Raw genomic sequence first — 24593 nt, forward strand, 5'->3', positions numbered from 1 at the left:
TTTGCAGCGATGGCGGCCGAAGGCCCGCCATGCGCATGGGTCAGGGCGTCCGAACGGGTTCGAGCTCCTCGAGGGCGGCACCTTGGGAGGCCGCTGGGCGCAGGGATGGTCCTGACGAAGCTCGAGTTCGCTCAGGGAACGGCTGCGGCGTCCTGGATCTCCTGGCCGAGCAGCATCGTTCGTGCCAGACGCGCCCCAAGATCGTCCTGGAAGCCGTCGAACTGGCTCACGGTCTGGTCGAGGGACCCTTCGGTCCCGCACAGGCCAGCGCCCTCGACCCGGCACAGCATTCGGATGGAGTCGAGCGCGGTGACGCGATGGCGCATCTGGCCGAGATGCGATTCCAGCGCGATCGCCATCTCGACCGCGCGCTCGTTGCACTCCTCGGCGCGCTCGCGGTACTGGGCCGCCGCTTCGGCCAGCCTGGCGCGCTCCTCCGCCGCGTCCCCCGAGCCGACCTCTCCGTCCCTGGCGAAGGTCTCCGACATCTCGTCGAGGAGCGTCGTGGCGTTCTTCAGGAACAGGCTCTCGCTGACCGAACGCGCGATGCCTTCGAAGCCTCCGTCGGACCCGGAGATCCGCTTGTCGAGCCAGGAGGCCATGTCGCTGGAGACGAGTGCGTAGTTGTTGGAGATGGCGGTCAGCGGGCGGTCGCCGAGGCGCGTGGCCGTAATGCGGAGGTTCATCGCGATGAGCATCGCCGAGTCGAACACGCGCTGCGTGGCCGCGAGTTCCGCCCCGATCCGGTCGGCCGCCTCGGCGGCCTTGATGGCTTGGGCGAGGCGTGGCGCGGGGTGGCCTCTGCGGCCGGCTCGGTTCATGATTTCCGCCGCGAGCGCGCGGGCCTGGAAGGAGTCGTAGCTCGGGAAGCCGTCGTCCCCCAGGCGGACGAGCAGTTCGGTCGCGCCCTCGGCCGGCGTGAGCCCCCGCGACTCGGCCGCGCGCAGGTCCGCGTAGATGCCCTGGACACGGCCGAAGGTCGCGGTGCCGGGCTTGATCCGGACCGATAGGAAGCCGTCCCGGATGGGAACCACGATGGCGAATACCCAGTAGGTGCCGCCCTCCACGGATCGGTTGCGGACGTAGACACCGGTGGGCCGCCCCGCCCGGAGCCGGTCCCAGAGCAGGTGGAACGCCGCCTTCGGCATGGCGGGATGGCGAATGATCCGGTGCGGCGCACCGATGAGACGAGGCCAGTCATAGCCCGACACCCGGCGGAAGACGGAGTTGCCGGCCTGGATCACGCCACGCGCATCGGTCCGGGAAAAGAAGATCTCCTTGAATCCGAAGGGGACCTCGGCCTCGTCGGCGTCGGGAAGGAGCGTGGCGCCGAACGAAGGTTCAGTGGTCCTGAGCGATGTCATGTTCAATCCAGTCGGACTGGCCGGTCGGCACGAATCTCTCGTCCGCCTGTCCTCAGATATGCGCAACATCCGTCATTTCCTGCTATTCTTCACGGGCGAAATGGCGACAAGTCTTCCTATCGGAAACGGGGCCCCTCGAGGGCAGAGAGGTGGATCGGGACGGGCCTGCGATATCGGAAATGATTTCAGTCGATGGATGCAGGGAGGGAAGTCGAGCCAGGAGGGGCGGCCGGGTATCGACCTGCCCATATGTCGCCATCTGGGCTGATAGGTTCAATCATCCCGGAAGAACCGATGGCCGAAAGACGACGCGTGGTCGGAGGAGGCTTCCTGTCCCAGCAGGCTTGCGGGCGCGTTCCAAACCGCTGGTTTGCGGGCGCGGACATCTCGTCCCGCGTCATGGCGAGACTCCGGCCTCGGATTCCTCCGCATCTTCCGAGTTTCGTAGCCTTTGCGTGAGGCACGCCCGCGAACGGAATATCTGAGCCCTTCCGGGTTATTCGTCCTGAAAGCCGGAAACGATTTCGTGCTTCCGGTGCTCGTTCCGTCGTTTCCTGTTTTGCCAGCCTGATCCGCGATCAAATGGGGGCGGGGCGTGTCCAGCAAGTGCGTCAGCCCCTGGGAGCGACGAGGATGGCAGGCCGACCTTCGCGGCGCCTCTGGGCGACCCAGCCGGACGGCCAGGGGGGCCGGGCTTCCTGAGCGGGGTCGCCCGCGCAATATCGACACCGCGACCTCGGTTGACATAGCCTACTAGAAAAGTCAGGAATACTCCGTCCATAGCAGAGAGTTCTCATGCGTCCGCTCCTCCTTGCCGCCGGGTCCGTCCCGGTGCTGGCCTTTGCCATGCCTGCCCTTGCCGCGACCCCCGCCGAGGTCGTCGATACCTATGCCAGCCTCGCGCAGGCGGCCTATGACGACAGCCTTTCGGCGGCGCGGGACCTGCAGTCGGCCGTCGAGAGCTTCCTGTCCGCGCCGTCGCCGGAGAGACTGTCCTCCGCGCGCGCCGCCTGGATCGCAGCCCGCGTGCCCTATCCGCAGACCGAGGTGTTCCGCTTCGGCAACCCGGTCGTGGACGACTGGGAGGGCAAGGTGAACGCCTGGCCGCTCGACGAAGGGCTCATCGACTACGTCGACCCCTCCTACGGCGGCGCGACGGACGAGAACGCGCTGGCGGCGCTGAACGTCATCGGCAACCCGACGCTCACGATCGGCGGGCAGGCCGTCGATGCGAGCGAGATCACGCCCGCCCTCCTCGCCGACACGCTCGACCAGGCCGATGGCGTCGAGTCCAACGTGGCCCGGGGCTACCATGCGGTCGAGTTCCTGCTTTGGGGACAGGACCTGAACGGCCACGGGCCCGGGGCCGGCGACCGTCCCTGGACCGACTACGCGCAGGGGGCGGAGTGCACCAACGGCAACTGCGAGCGGCGCGCGGCCTACCTGCGCGCGGCTACCCAGCTCCTCGTGGACGACCTCGACTGGATGACCGGGCAGTGGGCCGAAGGGGGCAGCGCCCGGGCCGCCGTCACGGCGAATCCGGAAGCGGGGCTCGGCGCCATGGTCAAGGGCATGGGGTCGCTCTCCTACGGGGAGCTCGCGGGCGAGCGGATGCGGCTCGGCCTCATGCTCAACGACCCCGAGGAGGAGCAGGACTGCTTCTCGGACAATACGCCGAACAGCCATTACTACGACGGTCTCGGCATCCAGAACGTCTACCTCGGGCGCTACGTCCGGACCGACGGCAGCGTCGTGGAGGGTCCCTTGCTTCGGGACCTCGTCGCGGCGACCGATCCCGCGCTCGACGCCGAGATCACGGCGAAGCTCGCGGCGTCCGTGGCAGCGCTCGGCGAGGTCAAGGCGGCGGCCGAAGGCGGCCTCGCCTACGATGCGATGCTCGAGGCCGGGAACGCCGAGGGCGAACGGCTGATCTCGGCGGCGGTGGACGCGCTGGTGGACCAGACCCATTCCTTCGAACGGGCCATCGGTGCCTTGGGCCTCGGGGCCATCGCCTTCGAGGGGTCGGACAGCCTGGACAGCCCCGATGCCGTCTTCCAGTGACCGCCTGCCGAGGTGGCTCGGCCGGCCGGCGCTCGTGCTGCCCCTGGTCTTCGCCGGAGCGGCCGCCGCGCTGACCATGCCGGGCTGGGGCGAGCCGCACCTCCGCGTCGCTCCCCGCACGCCCGAGGAAACGCAGCGGATCGCGGCCGCCACCGCCCTGCCCTCGGACTTCACCGCGCCCCAGCGCTTCGAGGATATGCCGGCCGGCGCCGCGACGGTGCGGGCGCGGCCGGGCACGGACGCCTTCTCGCAGCCCTCCGGCAACATGGACTTCGAGCGCGAGATGGACTTCAAGCTCGGCAATGCGCTCTTCACGCGCGACTGGGTGTCGGCGCCGTCGTCCACCACGGCCGCCGACGGCCTGGGGCCGCTGTTCAACTCGCGCTCCTGCCAGGCCTGCCATGTGAGGGACGGGCGCGGGCACACCCTTCAGGGGCCGGACGACACGGCGCTCTCGGTCTTCCTGCGCGTCTCCGTCCCGGATCCCGGCGGCGAGACCCATGGCATCGCGGGCTTCGTCCCGACCGCGCCCGATCCCGTCTACGGCGGTCAGCTCCAGGACAAGGCGCTCCCCGGGCAGAGGCCCGAGGCACGCTTCCACGTGACCTGGGAGGAGGTCGAGGTGCCGCTCGCGGGGGGCGAGGTCGCCCATCTGCGCCGGCCGACCTACGAGGCGGCGGACCTCGCCCATGGACCCCTTGCGCCGGAAGCGATGCTGTCCCCGCGCGTGGCCCCGCAGATGATCGGCCTGGGACTGCTCGAATCCGTGCCCGAGGCGGACATCCTGGCCCATGCCGACGAGGACGACGCGGACGGCGACGGCATCTCGGGCCGGCCGAACGTGGTCTGGTCCGACGAGTTCGGCCAGCCCATGCTCGGGCGCTTCGGCCACAAGGCCGGAACCGCCACGATCCGCGAGCAGTCGGCCGCCGCCTTCTCGGGCGACATGGGGCTCTCCACGAGCCTTTTCCCGAACGGCTTCGGCGAATGCACGGCAGCCGAGGCCGATTGCCGCGCGGCCCCGGTGGGGGCCGAGCCCGGCTCGCCGGAGGTGGACGACGCCTCGCTCGACCTCGTGGCCTTCTATGCGCGGAACCTGGGAGTCCCGGGCCGGCGCGGCGCCGACGACGCGGAGGTCCTGCGCGGCAAGCGGCTGTTCTTCGACATCGGCTGCCAGTCCTGCCACCGGCCCTCCTTCGTCACCCACCGCCTCGACGGCCAGCCCGAGCAGAGCTTCCAGCTCATCTGGCCTTACACGGACCTCCTCCTCCACGACATGGGCGAGGGGCTGGCCGACCACCGGCCCGAGGGGCGCGCAACGGGCACCGAATGGCGCACCGCCCCGCTTTGGGGGATCGGCCTGACGGAGCAGGTGACCGGGGTCGGGAGCTACCTGCACGACGGTCGTGCCCGCACGCTTCTGGAGGCGATACTATGGCACGGCGGCGAGGCCCAGTCCCGGCGCGACGCGGTCGCCGCGCTCGACCCCGCTGACCGGGCCGCCCTGATCCGTTTCCTGGAGAGCCTCTGATGCGCCTCGCCCTTGCCCTGACGCTCCTCGCCACGCCCGCCCTCGCCGGGGTCGAGGAGGCCGTGAACGCATGGATCCTGCCCGGCGTCGCTGCCTTCGCCGAGTCGGCGGGCACCCTGGCCCGATCCGCCGCGGGGGACTGCACCGCCGACGCGCTGCGGCCGGCCTACCTCGCGGCGTGGGAGGCCTGGGCGCCCCTGGCGGACATCCGGCTCGGGCCGTCGGAGGCCGGCGCGCTCTCCATCGCCTACTGGCCCGACGAGCGAGGGGCCGGCGCGCGGACGCTGCGCGGCCTCATCGCCGCCGAGGACCCCGCCGGGCTCGACCCGGTCGCCTATGCGGAGGTCTCGGCGGCGGCGCGCGGCTTCCCCGCGCTCGACCTCCTCCTCGGAGATCCGGACCTGTCCGGCTATTCCGGGGGGTCCTACGCTTGCCGCCTCGTCCAGACCGTCGCCGCCGACCTCGCCGTCCAGGCCGAGGCGCTGGCCGAGGGATGGCAGGCGGAGGCGCAGGCGCTGACCACGGCCGGGGCCGAGGGCAACGCGGAGTACCTCTCTCCCGACGAGGCCTTCCGCGCCATCTACACGCAGGCACTGTCGGGGCTCGAGTTCAGCGCCGACACCCGGCTCGGCCGCCCGCTGGGCGAGCCCGGGACCCCGCGCCCGACCCGGGCCGAGGCCTGGCGCTCGGGACGGTCCCTGCCCAACGTCGCGGCCTCGGTCGAGTCAGCGGTCGGCCTGGCCCGCGAGCTGGCCGACGGCCCGATCCCGGCGACCGAGGCCGCGCTCGACCAGGTGCATCACGCCGAGGCGGCCATCGACGACCCCTCCTTCCAGGACCTCGCCGACCCGACCGCGCGCCTCAAGCTGGAGATCCTCCAGCAGCGGATCCGAGCGCTGATCGACGCGATGGAAGCGGAGGTCGGCAACCCGCGCGGTCTTCAGCCCGGGTTCAACAGCCGGGATGGAGACTGACATGGCGACCCGACGTGGCTTCCTGGCCTCCCTCCTCGCGGCAGCGAGCCTGCCGTCGCTCGGCTGGGCCGAGGCTGGCTCGCCCTCGCATCTCGCCTGCGCCGGCGACCCGGACGGGACCTTCTCGCTCCATGGACTGCGGAGCGATGGCACGGAAGCGTTCCGCCTCCCCCTGCCCGCCCGCGGCCACGCCGGTTGCGGACACCCGACCGAGGCCCTGGCCGTCGTCTTCGCGCGCCGCCCCGGCACCTTCGCCCTTGTCCTCGACTGCGCGCGAGGAACGGTGCGCCGGCGCCTGAGCCCCCCCGAGGGACGCGCCTTCAATGGTCATGGGACCTTCCTCGCCGGGGGCGCGGTGCTGGCCACCTCCGAGCAGGCGACCGGGACCAGCGAGGGCGTCCTGGGCCTCTGGGACGTGGAGGGGGGCTTCCGCCGCATGGGCGAGGTGCCGACCGGCGGCGTCGGGCCCCACGACCTCAAGCGCCTCGAGTCGGGACAGGTGCTCGTGGCGAACGGCGGGATCGCGACCGATCCGACCGATCGCACCAAGCTCAACATCGCCACGATGCGTCCGAACCTCTCGCTTCTCGATCCCTTGGGCGACGGCGTGGCGGAGGTGACCGAGCTCAGCCCGGACCTCCACCAGGCCTCCATCCGGCATCTGGCCCTGCGGGCCGACGGAACCGTCGGCTTCGCCATGCAGTGGGAGGGCGACCCGGACGTGCTGGTCCCTCTGCTGGGACTCCGCGCAAGCGACGGGACGATAACGCTCGCCCAGCCGCCCGAGGCCGAGGCGCGGCTCATGCAGGGCTACGCGGGCTCGGTGGCTTGGAGCGGGGACGGCATCGAGGTGGCGATCACCTCGCCCAAGGGCGGGCGCATCCAGCGCTTCGATGCCCAAGGGCGATTCCTCGGCCATGCGAGCCGCCCGGAGGTCTGCGGCATCGCCCCTCTCGGAACCGGCTTCCTGCTGAGCGACGGGCTGGGCGGGCTGCTGGCCCTGCAGGGCGACGAGGTCCGTCCGCTGGCCCGCGCCGAGGTGGCCTGGGACAACCACGTCGTCACGCTCTGATCCGGGAGGGCGCCGCGCAACGCCCGCACCGCGCGGCGGACGGGGATCACTCGACCGTCAGATCCGCCGTCGCCGTCTGCCGCTCGAAGTCGGAGACCAGGACATCGAGTTCGAGCGTCCATGTGCCCGGGACCGCGAGATGCAGGTCGGCAACGTGCCAAAGGCCGGGCCCCGTCCGCTCGGCCGGCCGCACCAGCGGCGCGATCCCCTTCCCCGCATTCGACAGGCGCAGCGTGACCTCGGGCACGTCGAGGTCCCTCCCGCGCGGATCGCGCAGCGCGATCGAGACGCCGTTCGGCCCGATCCGGCCCGGGGCGAGCGCCACCTCGGCCACGAAGCCGTCGGCGGAGAGGGTCAGCCGCCGCTCGGAACGCATGTGCCCGTGCTCCTCGTGGGCGTGCAGGTCAGCGGGCGCGCCCTGCGCAAGGAGCGCCCGGGGCGGCGGGGTGGTGCCCAGGGCGGCGGTCGCGGCCAGGATGGGGACCACGAGCGCGATCTCCGCCCGGATCGACCACCCGAGCCGTCGCCCGGCCCCCGGGATGTGCCGGGCAAGGGCCGGCGTGAGGCTCAGGCGGTTCAGCGCCGCCAGCCCAAGCAGCGCGCCGACGAGCACGACCTTGAGCAGGAGGATGCGCCCATACTCGGTCGTCGCCAGGGCCCCGGGGCGACGGACCTGGATCCAGGCCAGGACGAGTCCGGCCAGGAGCAGCACCGGCACCGCGAGGATCGCCTGGCGCGAGAACCTCTGGACGGTCGGGGCCGTCCCTTCGGCCGGCACGGCGAGCGCACGCAGCAGCGGCAGGAGCGAGCCCACCCAGAAGGCGGCGAGGGTGGAATGGATCAGGAGCGGCGGGATCGTGAGCCCGCCCGGTCCGGCGGTGACGACATGGCCGCTCAGGCCGAAGCTGGCCAGCGCGACGACGGCTCCGCTCGCCGCGAGGAGATCGGCGCCCCTGGTGCGCCTGACACGGCTTCCCGCCCAGACGAGCGCCAGGCCGAGCATCGCGCATAGGGCGGCGCGTCCGAAGGTCGAGCTCAGGCCAGCCGCCCAGGTGACAGGATCGGCGAGGATGACGGGCGGGCCCCCGAGGAGCAGGCCTCCCTGCAGGCCAAGAGCCATGACCGCCGCCGCGAGACCGACGAGCGCCGCGGCCGAGCCGATGCGCCGGACCTCCTCCCGGAGGGGCTCAAGGGGTCGGACGAGGAGCGCATAGGCCACTCCGCCGGCGGCCCCGAAAAGGCCGAGGTAGAGCAGGACGCGGGCAGCCACGAAGCTCCAGCGCCAGCCGGCCGAGTCGTCCTCGACCTGGCTGCCGGACGCCGACGCCGCCCCGATGCTGAACACCAGGGATCCCGCCACGGGATGCCCGTCCAGCGAGACCACGTGGTAGCTGACGGTGTAGGTCCCGCGCGCCAGGCCTTCCGGCAGGTCGAGATGGAGGCCATCCTCCCCGGCCCTTCCGCCGTCGGGCTCCAGCACGTCCTGGCCGTCCGGGCCGAGCACCTGCGCGCGGATCAGCGCGACCGGCTCGTTGAAGCCGATGACGACCTCGCTCGGCGGGCCCGCCAGGACGGTGCCGTCGAGGGGCTCCGTCCCGGTCACGACCGCATGGGCCCGAGCCGACCCCGCAGCCCCCAGGAGGAGGAGCATCAGGACCAGCGACCCGAGGATTCGGACGGCCATGCCGCTCCCCGGACGGGCCGTCATGGTCACTGGGTGACGGCCGTCGTCACGTTGAGGGAGGGCGCGGGCTCCTCGATGTCCTCGGCGTCCTGGCCCTCCGCGGGGATGCCGATCCAGCGGGTGACCGTCTCGCCGCATTCCTGCACCACGGGGAAGTAGACGGTCTGCCCGGCGAGTCCGTCGGTCAGGCGGGCGCGGAAGGTGAACTCGTCGTACCAGTCGTCGGGAAGCTCGCCGCCGCTCCAGGCGATCTCGCGCACGCCCTCGGTCAGGGTCTCGCCCCAGAGCTCCACGGGCTCGGCATAGGCGCCCGTCGTCGTCTCGAGGGTCCAGCCGGGCTTGGGCATGGGCTTGGCGTCGATCACGCCGTCGGGGATCTGGACGCGGACTGCGGTGGTGGCCTTGCCCTCGCAGCCGTGCCCGACGCGCAGGACGGCCTTGTAGGCGCCGCCGGCGGGGGCCTCGCCGGTCTCCAGGGTGATGTGGGCGGCGGCCGCGCCCGCGGTGGCGAGGATCAGGGCGCCCGCGAGGGCCAGGGTCTTCGGGGTCATCACTGTCTCCGGGTTGCTCCGCGTCGAGGCGGATGCTGGTTGCGTCGCCGGCGAGATACGGGCCCCCGCATCGGGATACATTGATTCAACGCAAACCGGGAGAGCCTTTCCGCAGTCCCTGCAGGCGGACCCTGTCGCCTTCCGTCCGGGCGATCGCCAGGATCGGCCTAGTCCATCGCCTGGCTGGCGGCGGCCGTCGCGGCATGAGCATGGGGCGCCTCGGTCCTACCGGGCCCTCCGTCCAGCCGGTCCGCCCGCCTCAGCTCCGGGAAGAGCCAGGCCCAGAGCCCGGTCACGACGATCGTCCCGAGGCCTCCGAAGACCGCCGCGCCGACAGGGCCGAGGACCCGCGCCGCGACGCCGCTCTCGAACTCCCCGAGCTCGTTCGACCCGGAGATGAACACGCTCGAGACGGAGGCCACGCGCCCCCGCATGTGGTCGGGCGTCACCACCTGAATCAGCGTCTGGCGGACGTAGACCGAGATCATGTCGGCCGCGCCCAGGACCGCCAGCGCCACCAGGGACAGCCAGAGATGCTCCGACACCGCGAAGACCAGCGTCGCCACGCCGAAGCCCGCCACCGCCCAGAACATCCGGGGGCCCGCATGGCGCCGCAGCGGATGCCGGGCGAGGAAGAGCGCCATCGTCGCCGCGCCCAGCGCGGGGCCGGAGCGCAGGAGCCCGAAGCCCGTCGGGCCGACGTCCAGCACGTCCGTCGCGAAGGCCGGCAGCAGCGCCGTCGCCCCGCCGAGGAGCACCGCGAAGAGGTCGAGCGAGATCGCCCCCAGAACGATCCGGTTGCCCCAGACATAGGACAGCCCCTCGCGGATCTGCTCGATCCGGCTGCCGGCCTGCGGCTCGGGCCGTCCGCGCGAGGGGACGCGGAGAAGGACGGCCATCCCTCCGACGTAGAGGACGGCCGTGACGGCGTAGGCCAGCGCCGCCGAATGCGCGCAGAGAAGGCCGCCAAACCACGGCCCCACGATGACCGACGCCTGCCAGGACAGCGACTTGAGCGAGATCGCCCGCGCCATGTCGTGGCGGGGGACCAGCATCGGCACGAAGGCCGAGCTGGCCGGCGACAGGAACGCCCGCGCGCCGCCGAAGATCGCCGCCACGGCGAAGATCACGGCGAAGCTCGGCACCGGGCGGAACGCCACCGCGAGGAGGACGAGGACGCAGAGCGTCTCGAGCGCGAGGCAGGACAGGATGATCCCGCGCCGATCCCGCCTGTCGGCCGTCGAGCCCGCGAAGAGCGCCAGGACGAAGAGCGGGACGAACTGCGCCAGCCCCACCATGCCCACGAGGAAGGCGCTCTGCTCGACGCCGCGCGTCTCGCGTGCGAGGGCGTAGATCTGCCAGCCGATGGTCACGGCCTCGATCTGGACCGCCGCGTCGACGAGGAGCGACGCGCCGAGGAAGAGCCGGAAGTCGCGGTTTCGGCTGAGGAACGAGCCCTCAGGGGGTATGATGGAATCGGTCATGAGTCCTGGGGCGATCCTTGGGCCCGACATGATGTGGCTGTCCGGCGTCTTGGCAATCGGGGTTTCCGTCAGCGCGCCACGAGGTCGTTCGCCGAGCGCAGCACGGGAGGATGCGCGAGGGCCGCCGGCGACAGGGCCATCGAGGTCCGCAGGTGGAACGCCCGCGACTCGCCGGGCAGGAGGGTCACGAGCATCTCGTCCACGGAGGCGGCGGGGTCGAGCCGGTCCGCGAAGAGGCAGAGGTCCTTGACGAAGCTCCGCGCCTCGACCGTGACGCGGTAGCCCCTCTCCTCGGGCCGGAGGTCGAGCGCAACGCGGGGCTCGGGCAACGCGAGGTCCGCGTCCTCGGCGAAATACCACCGGGCGGTGCTTTCGCCCATGGTGGCCAGGATCACCTCGCGCGAGGGGTCCTCGGGCGTGGCGACCTCGGGCGGAATGGGAAGCTCGACGGCCGTGAAGCGGTCGGCGCAGAGGCGCCAGTACGTCGCCTCGGCCAGCACAGTGCCGTCGAAGCGGATCCGGCGCATCTGCACCGGCTGGCGCCAGAACAGGGCCGCGTCGTTGACGGCGACCACCGCCAGTCCCTCCCCGCGCGGCTGGATCGTCAGGAAGTGCGGCGCGAAGGCCCGGCGGAGCGCATACCAGAGGGGCTTCGGCCGGCCCTGTCCGTCGATGGCCGACCACGATGTCACCGGCCAGCAGTCGTTGAGCTGCCAGACCACCGCGCCCATGCAGCGACCTCGGTGCGATCGCCAGTGCTCGATGGCGTTGGCGATGGCGCGGGCCTGGTTGAGCTGGGTCGCGAAATGCCAGTCGTCCATCGTCCCGGGGCGCGGCAGGTGGCCGTCGAGCCCGCGCAGGAGCTTGCCGTTGCCATCCGTCGCCTTCTGGTGATGGAGGACCCCTGGCGAGTCGGGCGCGAGCGGTCCGCGCACGGAGGTCCGCAGCGTCGCCCAGGTCGGGGGCGCCTGCCAGCCGAACTCCGAGCAGAAGCGCGGGACGATGTCGCGGTAATGCTCGTGACCCTTCTCGTTCCAGACGTCCCAGACATGGGTGCAGCCGTGGTCGGGGTCGTTGGGGTGGATGTCCATCGACCCCGAATAGGGGCTGCCCGCCCAGTAGGGGCGCGACGGGTCGAGCTCCTCCACGAGGCGCGGCAGGAGGTCGAGGTAGTAGCCCCTGCCCCAGGAGAGGTCGCCGAGGGGCCCCTGCCAGCCCCAGTCGAACCAGCCCCAGATGTTCTCGTTGTTGCCGTTCCAGAGGACGAGCGAGGGGTGCGGCATGAGCCGGACGATGTTGTCCCGCGCCTCGGCCTCGATCTCGGCGGGAAACTCGCCCTCCTCCGGGTAGGCGGCGCAGGCGAAGAGGAAGTCCTGCCAGACGAGGATCCCGGCCTCGTCGCAGGCTTCGTAGAAGGCGTCCGTCTCGTAGATGCCGCCCCAGACGCGGAGAAGGTTGATGTTCGCCGCCTTGGCTTGCGCGACACGCTCCCGGTAGCGCTCGGGTGTGACTCGGGGAAGGAAGCAGTCGTCGGGAATCCAGTTGGCCCCGCAGGCCCAGACCGGCGTGTCGTTGACGACGATGGCGAAGGCCGCCCCGTGCCCGTCGGGCGAGGTGTCGAGCCGCAGCGAGCGGAAGCCCACTCGCCGCGTCCAGCGGTCGAGCTCCCGCTCGCCCGCCAGGAGGCGAAGCGTGAGTTCGTAGAGCGGCTGGTCGCCCAGGCCGTGCGGCCACCAGAGCCGCGGCTCGGGCACGGAGAAGTCCATGCGCACCGCGCTCCCTCCGACGGCGACCCGCGACGTCACGCCGCCGACCTCGGCCAAGAGGACGAGGTCGTCCCCCGACCCCTCCAGAGCCACGTCGAGCGTGATCGTCCCGCGATTCCCCTGCACCCCGACCAGCGGCCGCACCTCGGCCAGCCGCGCCCCGGACCAGCTTTCCAGCCGCACGGGCTTCCAGATGCCGCAGGTCACGACGGTCGGTCCCCAATCCCAGCCGAAGTTGCAGGCCATCTTGCGCATGAGGTTCGCCGGGCCGGGGTAGTTCGCGGGACGGGGCGCGACGGCCCTGGCCAATTCCTCCCCCACCGCCCAGCAGGAGCGGAAGGCGACCGTCAGCCGGTTCGCGCCGCGACGGAGGTGCGGCGTCGCATCGAAGCGGTAGGTCCGATGCATGTTGCGCGTCTCGCCCAGAACCCGTCCGTTGAGCGCGACCGTCGCGAAGGTGTCGAGCCCCTCGAACACCAGATCGACCCGTTCGGCGCCGTCGTCGGTCCAGTCGAACTCCGTCTCATGGGTCCAGTCCTGTCGCCCGACCCAGTCCTGCGCGATCTCGTTGGTGTCGAGGCAAGGGTCGGCCAGCAGCCCCGCCGCCATCAGGTCGGTGTGAACGCAGCCCGGGACCGAGGATGGGACGGCCTCCGGCAGCGTGGGCGGGCGACCCGGGCCGGAGCCGCGCAGGACCCAGCCGGACTGCAAGGGACGACGTTGGAGTGGCATGGAACGGGTTCAGGACCTTGGGCGGCGCATACCGTGAGGCGGCTTCGGCGGATTGGCAATGGCCCTCCCAGGCTGCCCGCGCGTGACAGGAGCCGCGCGCGGGAAGGATGCCACCTTCACGGTCGGGCGTAGCGGACGAAGGCGAAGCGCCGGCCGCCCGGATGCCAGCAGGGTACGTTGATCGAGCCCTGCCCGCCGAAGATGGGCAGAAGGGTCCGGATGCTCCCGTCCCCCAGGTCCAACAGCCGCAGCTCCACGTCCTTGTCGCGCGGGTGCCCCTCGATGCCGCTCTCGTAGGCCACATAGAGCACCCCGTCCCCCGTCGGCGACGGATGCGGGAACCAGTTGACCCTGTCGTCATCGGTTATCCGCTCCATGCCGGTCCCGTCCGGGTGGACGCGCCAGAGCTGCATGGTGCCGCCGCGCGAGGAGTTGAACCAGATCCACTCGCCGTCAGGACTGTAGTCGGGCCCATCGGCGTGTCCCTGCGCATCGGTCAGCCGGGTCTCCTCGCCTCCGCCCACGGGGATCGTGACGATGCCATAGCTCCCGTCCCGCTGCGCGCACATGGCCAGCGTCCGCCCGTCCGGCGACCAGCCGTGCCAGTAGGACGGAGTCTTCTCGGTCACCGGCTGCGGCTCTCCGCCGGCGATGGGAAGCGTGTAGATGGCGCTCTGCCCCGTCCTCGTCCCATCCGAGATGACCAGCATGGTCCCGTCGGGCGAGATGCCGTGGTCGTTGTTGCAGTCCTTGGCGAAGCCCGTGTCGATCTCCGAGAGCCCCGGCGCGTCGAGGTCCACCCGGAAGAGCCGGCCGTCGCCGTTGACCACCAGGAAGCGACCGTCGCGCGACCAGTTCGGCGCCTCGATCAGACGGTCGGTCTGGAGGACGACCGTGCTTTCGCCGGTGTCGAGGTCGAAGATTTCGAGGGAGGATCTCATGCGGCGGCCTTCGCGCGGCCAGCCCCAGGGCGCGCATGTGGTCGATGGAGCGGCTGGCGAAGCGGCGCCAGTCGGCGGGGTTGTCATGCTCGGCGACGATGTGGGTCGCGTGCGTGGCCTGCATGAGCGGGACCAGCGCGGCCCAGTCGATGATGCCGTCGCCGGTGGCGGTCCAACCGTCCTCCTCGGTGGTGCCGAGCGGGGCGGTATCCTTGAGCTGGATCGCGATGATCCGATCGGCGTAGCGGCGCAATTCCTCGGCCGGGTCCGCCCCGCCCCGCACGATCCAGCCGCAGTCGATCTCGAACTTCACCGAGTCGTCCACGCCCAGGACATGGTCGATGGGCCGCGAGCCGTCGGGCAACGGGCGATACTCGAAGTCGTGGTTGTGCCAGGCGACGGTGAGCCCGTGACGCGCGGCCGCCTCGGCCCCGCGCGCCAGCCGCTCGCCGACGCTGCGCCAGTAGTCGGGCGTGGGCTCTCGTTTCTCCGGCGCCACCCAGGGCGGGATCATCACGCTGGCGCCGAGCGTCAGCGCGATGTCGATGAAGCGCTGCGTCTCCTCCACTAGTCCGTTGAGCGGCATATGGAAGCCGAGGCACCCAAGGCCGGCGTCGTCCAGCGCCCGCCGGAACGCGGCCGGGTCGGCCTCGTAGGCGGGCAACCAGGGCTCGATGGCGTCGTAGCCCATCGCCTTCAGCTCGGGAAGCTGAGCTTCGAGCGGTGGGAAGTTGCGGGAGGAATAGAGCTGGTAGGCGACGGGATAGGTCACTCCACCGCCCTCGCGGACTCGCCCTGGGGCTCCATGTCCTTGTTGAACTCCAGAAGCTCCAGCATCACGCCAAGGTCCGGCACCGTGTCGTAGTAGGCATAGCGCCCGTGACTGCCATCGAACTCGCCCCGCTGGAGAAGCTTGTGGCCCTTGCCTTCCAGGTACTCGTGCCGCTTCGTCAGGTTCCGGGTGCGGAAGGCGATGTGGTGGCAGCCGGGGCCCTTCTCCTCCAGGAGGTCGCGCCAGGCGCTCTTCTCCGGGCCGGGTTCGAGGAACTCCACGTCGATGTTGCCGAAGGCGAACATCCGGATCCGGCAGCCCACGCGCGCGGGCTGGCCGTGGTAGGTCGCCTGCGCCTCGTCGGGATCGGCGGCCTTGCCCTCCTTGGGCATCGGCTTTCCCGTGAGCTCCGAGAACCACCGCGCGGACTTCTCCGCGTCATGGGTGACGAAGCAGATCTGCATGACCGCATCCTCGTCGAGAAGGCGCGAGTCGGCGGGGGCGTCCTTGGGCGCCATGGTCGGTCTCCTTTGGGTCTGGAAATCGGTAGGCGGCCCCGCACCTGTCCGGGGCCGCCGCGGGCAAGCGTCAGCCGAAGATGGCGTCGTAGTCCTCCTTCATCTGCTCGATCGCCTCGTCCGACTTCATCTCCGGGTCGCTCCAATAGTTGAAGAGCACGACCCACATCGACGACAGCCAGTCGGCGTCCACGGTGGAATGCGGGCTGGGCACCTGGTGTGCAGGATCCTCCAGAACGCCCAGCACGTACTGCGAGCAGACGTCCACGTCGCCCTGCGCGTCGAGCCGCGTGGGGGTCGAGCCCTTCTGCGCCGCGAACTCCGCCTGCACGGCCGGGTCGAGCACGACACGCGCGAAGTCGAGCTCGGCCGCATCCATCTCGGGCGTCTGGTTCCCGAGCAGACCCCACGAGTCGACCGTCACCGGCACCGCCTTCGCGCCGGGGATCTCCAGGCAGCCGAAGTCCTCGCCCGGAACCTTGCCGGCGGCGAGCCATTCGCCCTTCATCCAGTCGCCGTGAAGCTGCATCAGCGCCTGGCCGGTGATGACCGTGTTGGTGGTCACGTTCCAGTCGCGGTTCACCGAGCCCTCGTCCGTCGCCTGCTGGAACTTGCGCAGCCAGTCGAGCACCGTCCGCATCTCGGGGGAGTCGAGGGCCGCCGGGTCGGGCGTCTCGCCGTAGAGCTTGGCGTAGAACTCGGGGCCGCCGGTCGCCGCGGCGATCGCATGGGCGAGGTAGCCCACCTGCCACTGCTGGCCCCCCAGCGCGATCGGGACGTAGCCCGCAGCGCTGACCTTCTCGAAATCGGCGAACATGTCGTCGAGCGAGGCCCAGGCGGTCGGGTCCACGCCGGCGGCCTCGGCCACGTCCTTGTTGTAGTAGATCATCCCGTCGATATGGATCGCGGTCGGGATCTTCATGATCTGGCCATCGACGGTGATCGACTGGACGACCGCCGCCGGCAGGTGCTCGACGTAGCCCCCTTCCTGGTAGAAGTCGTCCAGCGGCCGGGCCAAGCCCATCTCGGTCAGGTTCCGGTAGACGCCGGGGCTGGATTCCAGGAACACGTTGGGCGGGTTGCCCCCCTGCACGAGGTTCAGGAGGTTGACGTTCGAGCCCGTGTCATGGGGGATCGCGACGTCGGTCCAGGTGTGGCCCATGGCCTCGAAGTGGCTCTTGAGCACGTTGAGCGCCGCGACCTCGGGACCCGAGGACCAGTTGTGGAAGACGATCACATCCTCGGCGATGGCGCCGCTGGCGACCGTGCCCGCCAGCAGCGCGGCCAGGAGACCGCCCTTGAGGGTCTTCGTCATCGGTTCGTTTCCTCCCATTGTTGTTCCTAGAGCCGCCCTCCCGTGGCGGCGTCGAACAGGCTCGCCTTGCCCTTCGGGAAGGCGACCCTGACCTTCTGGCCCCCGGCCAGACGCGCGGCCTGACCCGGCTCGACCCGGAGCGACAGCAGACCCTCGTCGAAGCGCAGGTAGCCGGTGGCGTCCGACCCCGTCCGCTCGGTGTGAGCGACGGGAAGGTCGAAGACGGCGGCGGCCTCGCGCGCCGGGGCGTCGGGCGGGCCGAAGTATTCGGGCCGCATCCCGACGACGATCTCGGATCCCTCCTGCGGGGCCTTGGCGAAGGCATAGTCCCCCAGGTCGATCTGCTGGCCGTTCCCGAAGACGCCTGCGACCAGGCCGCCGCGCCTGAGGATGCGCGCCCTCTTCAGGTTCATCGCCGGGGCACCGATGAAGCCGGCCACGAACAGGTTCGCGGGCCTCTCGTAGATCTCGTCCGGCGTGCCGAATTGCTGGATCACCCCATTGTTCATGACGGCGATCTTCGTGGCCATGGTCATGGCCTCGATCTGGTCGTGCGTCACGTAGACGACGGTCGGGCTGAGCTCGTCGTGCAGCCGCTTGATCTCCAGCCGCATCTCGGTCCTGAGCTTGGCGTCGAGGTTCGACAGGGGCTCGTCGAAGAGCAGCACCTCGGCGTGCTTCACCAGGGCCCGCCCGATCGCCACCCGCTGCCGCTGGCCGCCCGAAAGCTGCGCGGGCTTGCGGTCGAGAAGCGGCTCGATCTGCAGGAGCCTGGCCGCCCAGGCCACGCGCCGCTCCACCTCCTCGCGGGGGAGCCGCGCCGAGGCGAGCCCGAAGCGCAGGTTCCCCCGCACCGTCTTGGTCGGGTAGAGCGCGTAGCTCTGGAACACCATGGCGAGGCCCCGGTCCTTGGGGTCGAGGTCGGTCACGTCCCGGTCGCCGATCAGGATGCGCCCCCCGGTGACGTCCGTGAGGCCGGCCAGCATGTTCAGGAGCGTGGTCTTGCCGCAGCCCGACGGGCCGAGGAGGACCAGGAACTCGCCGTGCTCGATGGAGAGGTCGAGGTCCCTCAGCACCGTCACGGCGCCGAAGGCCTTGTGGATGCGCTCGAAGCTGACGCGCGGCATGGCTATCCCTTGATGGCGCCGGCGGTGATGCCGGCGACGAAGAACTTGCCGAGGAGGAAGTAGATGAGGAGCGGCGGCAGCGCGGTCAGCAGGGCCGCCGCCATGTCCACGTTGTACGAGGCCGTGCCGGTCGAGACGGTGACCATGTTGGCGAGGTTCACGGTCATGGGCTGGGTGTTGAACCCGCCGAAGGTCACGCCGATCAGGTAGTCGTTCCAGATCGAGGTGATCTGCAGGATCAGCACCACGATCAGGATGTTGCCCGACATGGGCAGGATGATCTCGCCGAAGATGCGCCAGAAGCTGCCGGAGTCCATGATGGCGGCCGACATGATCTCCTGGGGGACGTCCTTGTAGTAGTTGCGGAAGATCAGCGTCAGCACCGGCATGGCCAGCACCGCGTGGACCACCGCGACGCCCCAGATCGTGCCGTAGACGCCGATGGAGCGCGTCATCGCGATCAGCGGGTACATGATGATCTGGAAGGGCACGAAGGCGCACATGAACAGCAGGAACAGAAAGGCCCCGGCCCAGCGCACGTCCCAGAGCGCCAGCGCGTAGCCCGTCACGATGGAGAGCGCGACGGACAGGATCAGCGACGGCACCAGGATCAGGACCGAGTTCAGGAAGCCGACCCGCAGCCCTTCGCAGGTGATGCCCGAGCAGGCCTCGGTCCAGGCGAAGCGCCACGCCTCCAGGGTCCAGGTCTGCGGCAGGGCGAAGATCTGGCCCTGCCGGATCTCGTCCATGGTCTTGAGCGAGGTCGTCAGCACGACGTAGAGCGGCACGCAGAAGAAGAGCGCGCAGACCGTCAGGAAGACGAGCACCGCGATGGAGCGCCCGGTGATCCGCTTCCGGCGCCGCCGCACGACGGGGCGGGAGTCGACGGTGGCGCCGATGGCCGCGGCCGAGGCGACGTCGGTCATGCGGCGTTCCTCCGACGGGCCTGCCAGGCGGTCAGCAGCACCAGCGGCAGGAACACCACCGCCGTGATGAGCAGCATCATCACCGCCGCGGCCGAGGCGTATCCCAGGTTCTGCTTCTGGCTCAACGCGTTGATGACGAAGTAGGCCGGCACCCAGGTGCTCTGCCCCGGCCCCCCGTTGGTCATGGCGAGCACGATGTCGTAGGCCTTGATGACGCCCAGCGACAGCAGGATCGCGCAGGTGAGGAAGGTGAACCTCATCATCGGGATGATGATCTCGACATAGAGCCGCCAGAGGCTCACACCGTCGAGGCGCGCCGCGCTCCAGATCTCGGAATTGATCGACTTCAGCCCGGCGATCATGAGCGCCATGTAGAAGCCGGACGACTGCCAGATGGAGGCGAGGATGATCGCGTACATCGCCGTGTCGCCCTGCGCGAGCCAGTTGAAGGAAGCGCCCTCGAAGCCCGCGCGATGCAAGGCCGCCTCGAGGCCCATGGACGGGTTCAGGATCCAGCGCCAGGCGACGCCGGTCACGATGAGGGACACGGCGAGCGGATAGAGGAACACGGTCCGGAAGAAGCTCTCCCCCCGCTTCTCGCGGTCGATCATCGCCGCCAGGACGAAGCCGAACACGATGGCGAGCGCGCTGCCGATCCCCAGCGTGACGAGGTTCCACAGCGCGATGCGCCAGCCGTCGTCCGCGAAGAGCCGCCCGTATTGCCGCGACCACTCGGCCCAGTCGATGCCGTAATCCGGCACCTGGCGCGACCGCGTCAGGGACAGGTAGACGGTCCAGAGGATCGACCCGAGGAATGCGACCGTCGTGACCGCCAGGGCGGGCGACAGCGCAAGCTGCGGAGCGATCCGCGTCCAGCGGATCGACATGGAAGTCCTCCCTAGCGAGCTCCTCCTCGAGCTCCGTCGCAGGCCTTGGCCCGCGAGGTCGGCCGGTTCCTGGCCGCTTGTATTAACGTTAATACTTCCATAGGCTGATCGCGTCTGTCAACGGCCGAATTCACGGGGAGGCGGGACGCCATGGACATGCCGAGGTTGGGTTTCGGCACCTACGGGCGGACGGGGTCCGAGGGGATCGCCGCGATCCTTTCGGCGCTCGGGGCCGGCTACCGGCACCTCGACACCGCGCAGACCTACGACACCGAGCGCGAGGTCGGCGAGGCCATCCGCCGCTCCGGCCTGCCGCGTGACGAGGTCTTCGTGACCACAAAGGTCGCCGAGCACAACCTGGGCCCCGGGCAGGTGATCCCATCGCTGGAGCGGAGCCTCGCGGAACTGGGTCTCGACCATGTGGACCTCGCCCTGATCCACTGGCCCGCCCGCGCTGGCGGCCCCGCGCCCGAGGCCTACCTTCGCCAGATCGCCGAGGCGAGGGACCGAGGCCTCGCGTGGCACATCGGCGTGTCGAACTTCACCATCGCGCTGATCGAGGAGGCCTGTTCCATCCTGGGCGCCGGCGCGATCCTGACGAACCAGATCGAGCTCAACCCCTGGTTCCGCAACCGCCGGCTGGCTGACCACTGCGCGTCCCGGGGCATCGTCGTCACCTGCTACGAGCCGCTCGCCCGGGGGAAGGTCGGCGCCGATCCTGTCCTTCAAGCGATCGCCCGACGGCACGGCGCGACGCCCGAGCAGGTCGCCCTCGCCTGGGAGCTCGCCCAGGGCTACGCCGCGATCCCGACCTCGCGCAGCCCCGAGCGTATCCGGCAGAACTTCGCGGCGCAGGAGCTCGACCTCTCCCCCGACGAGTTGGCCGAAGTCGATGCGCTCGACCGTGGCATCCGATCCATCGACCCCGATTGGGGTCCCGACTGGGACTGAGACGGATCGGCGGGGTCGAGGGACATGGCGCGGCTGAAGGACATCGCGGAGCGAACCGGACTCTCGGTCAACACCGTCTCGCTCGCTCTCCGGGGCAGCCCGCGCATCCCCGCCGACACGCGCGAGCGGGTCCGCAGCGCCGCCGAGGCGCTGGACTACACGCCCAACCACATGGCCCAGGCGCTCGTCAGCCGGCAGACCAGGACCGTCGGCCTCCTCCTCACCGACGTCACCAGTCCCCTCCTCACCCAGGTCGCGCGCTCGGTCGAGCAGGAGCTGAAGGCGCTGGGCTACGTCACCCTCCTTGCCGCATCCAACGGCGACCCGGAGGAGGAGGACCGCGCGCTCGCCACCTTCCGGGCGCGGCAGGTGGACGGAATGCTGGTCTACCCCCATGATCACAGCCGGCTCGATCATCTCCGCCGCCTGCGGCTGGGCGGGATGCCGATGGTCCTCCTGGCCGGCGAGCGGGTCGACGACGTGGACGTGGTCCGCCTCGACGAACGGGCCGGGGCCCTGTGCGCGACCCATCACCTGCTCGAGCAGGGCCACCGTAGGGTCGGCCTGGTCGACGGCGCCCATCTGCACGGGAATCCGGCCAAGGCCGACGGCTACGTCGCGGCGCTGCGTCTCGCCGGGATCGACCCCCTGCCCGAACTCGTGATCGACCCGGAGGGGCACTCGGTCGGCCACGGCCACGCCGCCTTCGCCCGGCTCATGGCCCTGCCCGAGCCGCCGACGGCCGTCCTGACCGCCAACGACCGCCTCGCCCTCGGCGGCCTGCGCTGGTGCCAGGAGAACGGCGTGGCCGTGCCCCGCGACCTCGCGGTCTTCGGCTTCGACAACATCGAATACGCCGGCTACGCCTCGACCCCGCTTTCGAGCGTCGACTACCCTGCCGACGACCTCGCCCGACAGGCCGTCGCCCGCCTGATGACCCTGATCCGGAACCGAGCCGAGCCCCCGTCCCCCGAGCTGGTTCGCATCCAACCCGAACTGGTCCTGCGTCAGAGCACAGCGGCGTCGCGATGACGGCCAGCGCACTGCCTCCCGGCAAGACCGCTGTCATGACGGGAGCCACCCGCGGCCCGTGACGGCGGTGCGCGCCGCCGAGGGCAAGACCGCGTGGCTGGCCGATCGAAACGAGGGGGCGGGACAGGAGGTTGCCGCCGGGATCGGCATCCGGGCGGGCGCGGAGTTGGCCGACCCCACGGATGATCCCGCTTCGGTCGCTCTGCGGCAGGAACGGGCCACGCCCTTGGTCGTTCATCTTCCGCGCACAACCGCGGAGCCTCGACATGCGGACCCAAGACATGAGGATGCACAATTCAGGGTGCGCCACCGAGCCGCCGAGAGCAGGGCGCGCCCCTTCCTTGCCCGCAGCCCTTGGAGCGGATCGGTGACGCCGCGCCGCGCCCGAGGGAGCTGGGGCCGGGCGGTGACCGGGATCCTGCGCCTGCTTGGCCGGCCCGTCCGACGAGCGCAGGGCGGGCACGGCGTGGTCCTCGAACCCTACCGGGGCTATGGCACCCGCTCCGAGGTCTTCCTGATCGGCCGCGTGTTCAGGCAGTCGCAGGCGCATCCCAAGGGGGAGCGCGGCCTCCGATCCGAGCTGCGCGACATCGGCCGGCGCCTGGCCCGCCATGCCATTGCCGGCGCGGTCCTGACGGCACGCTTCCAGGGGGCCGAGGACCGGGTCCGCACGGATGCCGACGGCTACTTCCGGGTCCATCTCCGCCCCAGGACCGAGCCATCCCCCGAAGCCGACTGGCACGCGATGGAGCTGACTCTCGAGTCCCCGCAGACCGTGCGGGCCGAGGGTCGGGTCTACATCCCGCCTCCGCAGGCCCGCTTCGTGGTCATCAGCGACATCGACGACACGATCATGCGCACGGGCGTCGCCAACAAGCTCGGGATGCTCTGGCGCCTCTTCGTGGCGGATGCGCAGAGCCGGGTGGCCTTCCCCGGCGTGGCGGCGCTCTATCGCGCGCTCCACGCGGGCCCCTCGGGCGGGGACGGCAACCCGATGCTCTACGTCTCCCGCGCGCCCTGGGGCATCTACGACATGCTGGACGAGTTCTTCCGCCTTCACGGCATCCCGGTGGGCCCGGTGCTGTTCCTGCGCGAGTGGGGATTGTCGTGGAGGCACCCCCTGCCCCGCAAGGCGACCGACCACAAGGAGGAACTCATCGGTCACATGCTGGAGCTCTACGACGACCTTCCATTCGTGCTGATCGGCGACAGCGGCCAGCACGACCCCGAGGTCTACCGGAAGATCGTGGACGCGCATCCCGGCCGCGTCCTGGCGGTCTATATCCGCAACGTCTCGCGGGATCGCCGACGGATCGCCGAGATCGAGGCCCTCGCCGTGGCGGTTGCCGCGTCCGGCAGCGGGCTAGTTCTGGCGGCGGACAGTCTGGCCATGGCCCGTCACGCCGAGGGCCTGGGCCTGGTGGAGGCCGGGACGGTGGCGGCGGCGGCGGGCGAGCGACGGGAGCAGGGCGAGCGGGCCGCACCGGAGGGAACCCGGGACCTCAGGGAGGCCACGCCCGAGCGGACGGCCGGCGCCGTGGACCGGGGCGAGCTGCGGGACCTGCTCGACCCCGGCGCGCCGGGCGCCCCTGCGAACGTCGTCGTGGAACCCGAGGCCCGCGCGCCGTCGCACCGGCCCTGACCTGCGGGCCCACCTGCGCGAGCGGCCCGGCTGCGGTCCGGTGGGTCACCGCCCGGGCAGGGTCCCCTATCCTCTCCTTCCGAAGGCTCTGACGACCATGGGCGCTCCCAGGATCACGAGGAGGATGCGGGCGAGGTGGTGGAGGACGACGTAGCCGAGCTCGGCGCCCGAGACGATGGCGAGCACGGTCATCTCGGCCTGCCCGCCGGGGGCGAAGGCCAGGAAGGCCTCCATGGGGCGGGCAAGGCCGAGGAGGACGACCGCCTCGGCCACGACCCCGGCGAGGATCGCGAGGATCACCATGAAGAGGGCGCTGATGCCGATGGTGCGGGTGAGCTCGCGCCATGTCACGCCCACGTAGTGGACGCCGATGCTGATGCCGATCAGGAACTGCGCGGCCTGGAGCGCCTCGCGCGGCGGGCGCTCGTGGATGAGGCCCGCGAGGGAGAGCGGCAGCGTCGCGATCAGCGGGCCCAGGATCGCGGCTCCGAAGAGGCCCGCGCGCTTGGCCACGCGCCAGCCCACCACGGCCGCGAGAACCATGAGGGCGATCTCGCTCGGGGGCAGGCTGGCGGCGGAGGCGCCCAGCGGACGGGTGAGCCGGGCGCCGTAGAGGGTCGAGAGCAGGATCGGCGCCACGGTCACGATCACTGCGACCCGGGTGGCGTGGATGAGGCTGAGCGCCCGCACGTTCGCCCCCGCCTCTTTGCCGAAGAGCACCATGTCGGCAGCGCCCCCCGGCATGGCGGCGAAGAAGGCGGTGACCGCGTCGAAGCCCACCACGCGGCGGAAGAACGGCACGCCCACGAGCCCGATCAGCCCCACGTAGAGCGGCACCAGCGCGAGCGAGAGCGCCATCGCGGGGAGCTGGCCCACTAAGGCCGGCGTCACCGAGGCGCCCACGGCGACGCCCAGCACAGTGCGCGCGGCGTCGGTCACCGGGCCGAGCCCCCGAAGCGGCGCCCCCAGCAGCGCCGCTCCCAGGCAGGCCAGCATCGGCCCGAACAGGAAGGGCAAGGGCAGCCCGGTCCCGAGCGCCAGCACGAGCCCGCCGAGCGCCACCGCGACGGTGAGGAGGCGCCGGGTCCAGCGACCCTCCATCGGCCTCAGCCCGCGCCGGAGGACAGCACCTCCTCGGAGTGGGTCACGACGGGCGGCGCGGCGAAGTGGGGCGACACCAGCGCCCGCCACTGGGTGAAGGCCTCCGAGCCGCGGAAGCCGACGGTGTGGTCCTCGAGGCTCGCCCAGTCCACGAGGAGCCGG

The 24593-nt window shown here is 70.9% G+C and carries 19 protein-coding genes and 1 pseudogene; 7 read left to right on the plus strand and 13 right to left on the minus strand.

From position 1 onward, the window contains the following. Positions 1 to 131 precede the first annotated feature (131 nt). Entirely contained in the window at positions 132 to 1364 is a 1233-nt protein-coding gene (locus tag RUMESO_RS14590; RefSeq protein WP_037281259.1) for a PAS domain-containing protein, read from the minus strand. 795 nt (positions 1365 to 2159) lie between these two features. Here RUMESO_RS14590 and RUMESO_RS14595 point away from each other — a divergent pair. From RUMESO_RS14595 to RUMESO_RS14610, 4 genes are read left to right on the plus strand one after another with little or no spacing between them, the layout of a single operon-like run. After that, positions 2160 to 3425, plus strand: a complete 1266-nt coding sequence (locus RUMESO_RS14595; protein WP_037281260.1) for an imelysin family protein — start codon at positions 2160 to 2162, stop codon at positions 3423 to 3425. Next, a complete protein-coding gene (locus tag RUMESO_RS14600) occupies positions 3409 to 4956 on the plus strand; it encodes a di-heme oxidoreductase family protein (protein ID WP_425414910.1) in 1548 nt (515 codons plus the stop codon). The genes RUMESO_RS14595 and RUMESO_RS14600 overlap by 17 nt, the downstream gene beginning before the upstream one ends. Beyond that, on the plus strand, positions 4956 to 5930 hold the full coding sequence (locus RUMESO_RS14605; RefSeq protein WP_037281261.1) for an imelysin family protein: 975 nt from the start codon (positions 4956 to 4958) through the stop codon (positions 5928 to 5930). The genes RUMESO_RS14600 and RUMESO_RS14605 overlap by 1 nt, the downstream gene beginning before the upstream one ends. A 1-nt stretch (position 5931) precedes the next feature. Continuing rightward, a complete protein-coding gene (locus tag RUMESO_RS14610; protein WP_037281262.1) occupies positions 5932 to 7002 on the plus strand; it encodes a DUF1513 domain-containing protein in 1071 nt (356 codons plus the stop codon). A 46-nt stretch (positions 7003 to 7048) separates the two neighbouring features. Here the strand turns inward: RUMESO_RS14610 and RUMESO_RS14615 are convergent, their stop codons facing one another. The 11 genes and pseudogenes from RUMESO_RS14615 to RUMESO_RS14665 form a co-directional block, all read right to left on the minus strand. After that, positions 7049 to 8686 carry a copper resistance CopC/CopD family protein gene (locus tag RUMESO_RS14615; RefSeq protein WP_051521346.1) on the minus strand — a complete coding sequence of 546 codons (1638 nt, stop codon included), beginning with the start codon at positions 8684 to 8686 and terminating at the stop codon, positions 7049 to 7051. Between the two features lie 26 nt (positions 8687 to 8712). Then, positions 8713 to 9237, minus strand: a complete 525-nt coding sequence (locus RUMESO_RS14620; RefSeq protein ID WP_037281263.1) for a YcnI family copper-binding membrane protein — start codon at positions 9235 to 9237, stop codon at positions 8713 to 8715. A gap of 167 nt (positions 9238 to 9404) precedes the next feature. Beyond that, positions 9405 to 10721: an MFS transporter gene (locus tag RUMESO_RS14625; RefSeq protein WP_082484084.1), complete on the minus strand. Its 1317-nt coding sequence runs from the start codon at positions 10719 to 10721 to the stop codon at positions 9405 to 9407. 68 nt (positions 10722 to 10789) lie between these two features. Beyond that, positions 10790 to 13219, minus strand: coding sequence for a glycoside hydrolase family 2 protein (locus RUMESO_RS14630; protein ID WP_037281264.1), 2430 nt, complete (start codon positions 13217 to 13219; stop codon positions 10790 to 10792). Between the two features lie 116 nt (positions 13220 to 13335). Then, positions 13336 to 14160 (minus strand): TolB family protein, encoded by an 825-nt coding sequence (locus RUMESO_RS14635; RefSeq protein WP_037281265.1) that lies wholly within the window; start codon positions 14158 to 14160, stop codon positions 13336 to 13338. Positions 14161 to 14248: 88 nt separating this feature from the next. Next, a pseudogene (locus RUMESO_RS24350) lies at positions 14249 to 14851 on the minus strand (sugar phosphate isomerase/epimerase family protein); the annotation flags it as partial. Between the two features lie 77 nt (positions 14852 to 14928). Then, positions 14929 to 15450 (minus strand): VOC family protein, encoded by a 522-nt coding sequence (locus tag RUMESO_RS14645; RefSeq protein WP_037281267.1) that lies wholly within the window; start codon positions 15448 to 15450, stop codon positions 14929 to 14931. 70 nt (positions 15451 to 15520) lie between these two features. Continuing rightward, positions 15521 to 16765: an ABC transporter substrate-binding protein gene (locus tag RUMESO_RS14650; RefSeq protein ID WP_037281268.1), complete on the minus strand. Its 1245-nt coding sequence runs from the start codon at positions 16763 to 16765 to the stop codon at positions 15521 to 15523. 26 nt (positions 16766 to 16791) lie between these two features. Then, a complete protein-coding gene (locus RUMESO_RS14655) occupies positions 16792 to 17892 on the minus strand; it encodes an ABC transporter ATP-binding protein (protein WP_037281269.1) in 1101 nt (366 codons plus the stop codon). Positions 17893 to 17894: 2 nt separating this feature from the next. After that, positions 17895 to 18818: a carbohydrate ABC transporter permease gene (locus tag RUMESO_RS14660; RefSeq protein ID WP_051521347.1), complete on the minus strand. Its 924-nt coding sequence runs from the start codon at positions 18816 to 18818 to the stop codon at positions 17895 to 17897. Then, positions 18815 to 19705: a carbohydrate ABC transporter permease gene (locus RUMESO_RS14665; protein WP_037281270.1), complete on the minus strand. Its 891-nt coding sequence runs from the start codon at positions 19703 to 19705 to the stop codon at positions 18815 to 18817. Before RUMESO_RS14665 ends, RUMESO_RS14660 begins: the two co-directional genes overlap by 4 nt. Before the next feature lie 156 nt (positions 19706 to 19861). On the opposite strand from RUMESO_RS14665, the gene RUMESO_RS14670 reads away from it, so the two are divergent. The 3 genes from RUMESO_RS14670 (at position 19862) to RUMESO_RS14680 (ending at position 23330) form a co-directional block, all read left to right on the plus strand. Continuing rightward, on the plus strand, positions 19862 to 20656 hold the full coding sequence (locus RUMESO_RS14670; RefSeq protein WP_245639287.1) for an aldo/keto reductase: 795 nt from the start codon (positions 19862 to 19864) through the stop codon (positions 20654 to 20656). A 24-nt stretch (positions 20657 to 20680) separates the two neighbouring features. Continuing rightward, a complete protein-coding gene (locus tag RUMESO_RS14675) occupies positions 20681 to 21688 on the plus strand; it encodes a LacI family DNA-binding transcriptional regulator (protein WP_037281272.1) in 1008 nt (335 codons plus the stop codon). Between the two features lie 745 nt (positions 21689 to 22433). Next, positions 22434 to 23330, plus strand: a complete 897-nt coding sequence (locus RUMESO_RS14680) for an App1 family protein phosphatidate phosphatase (protein ID WP_425414913.1) — start codon at positions 22434 to 22436, stop codon at positions 23328 to 23330. Between the two features lie 66 nt (positions 23331 to 23396). On the opposite strand, the gene RUMESO_RS14685 is transcribed toward RUMESO_RS14680, so the two are convergent. Continuing rightward, positions 23397 to 24431 (minus strand): AbrB family transcriptional regulator, encoded by a 1035-nt coding sequence (locus RUMESO_RS14685; RefSeq protein WP_037281274.1) that lies wholly within the window; start codon positions 24429 to 24431, stop codon positions 23397 to 23399. Positions 24432 to 24593 lie beyond the last annotated feature (162 nt).

The sequence above is a fragment of the Rubellimicrobium mesophilum DSM 19309 genome (assembly GCF_000600335.2).
Taxonomy (GTDB): Bacteria; Pseudomonadota; Alphaproteobacteria; order Rhodobacterales; family Rhodobacteraceae; genus Rubellimicrobium; species Rubellimicrobium mesophilum.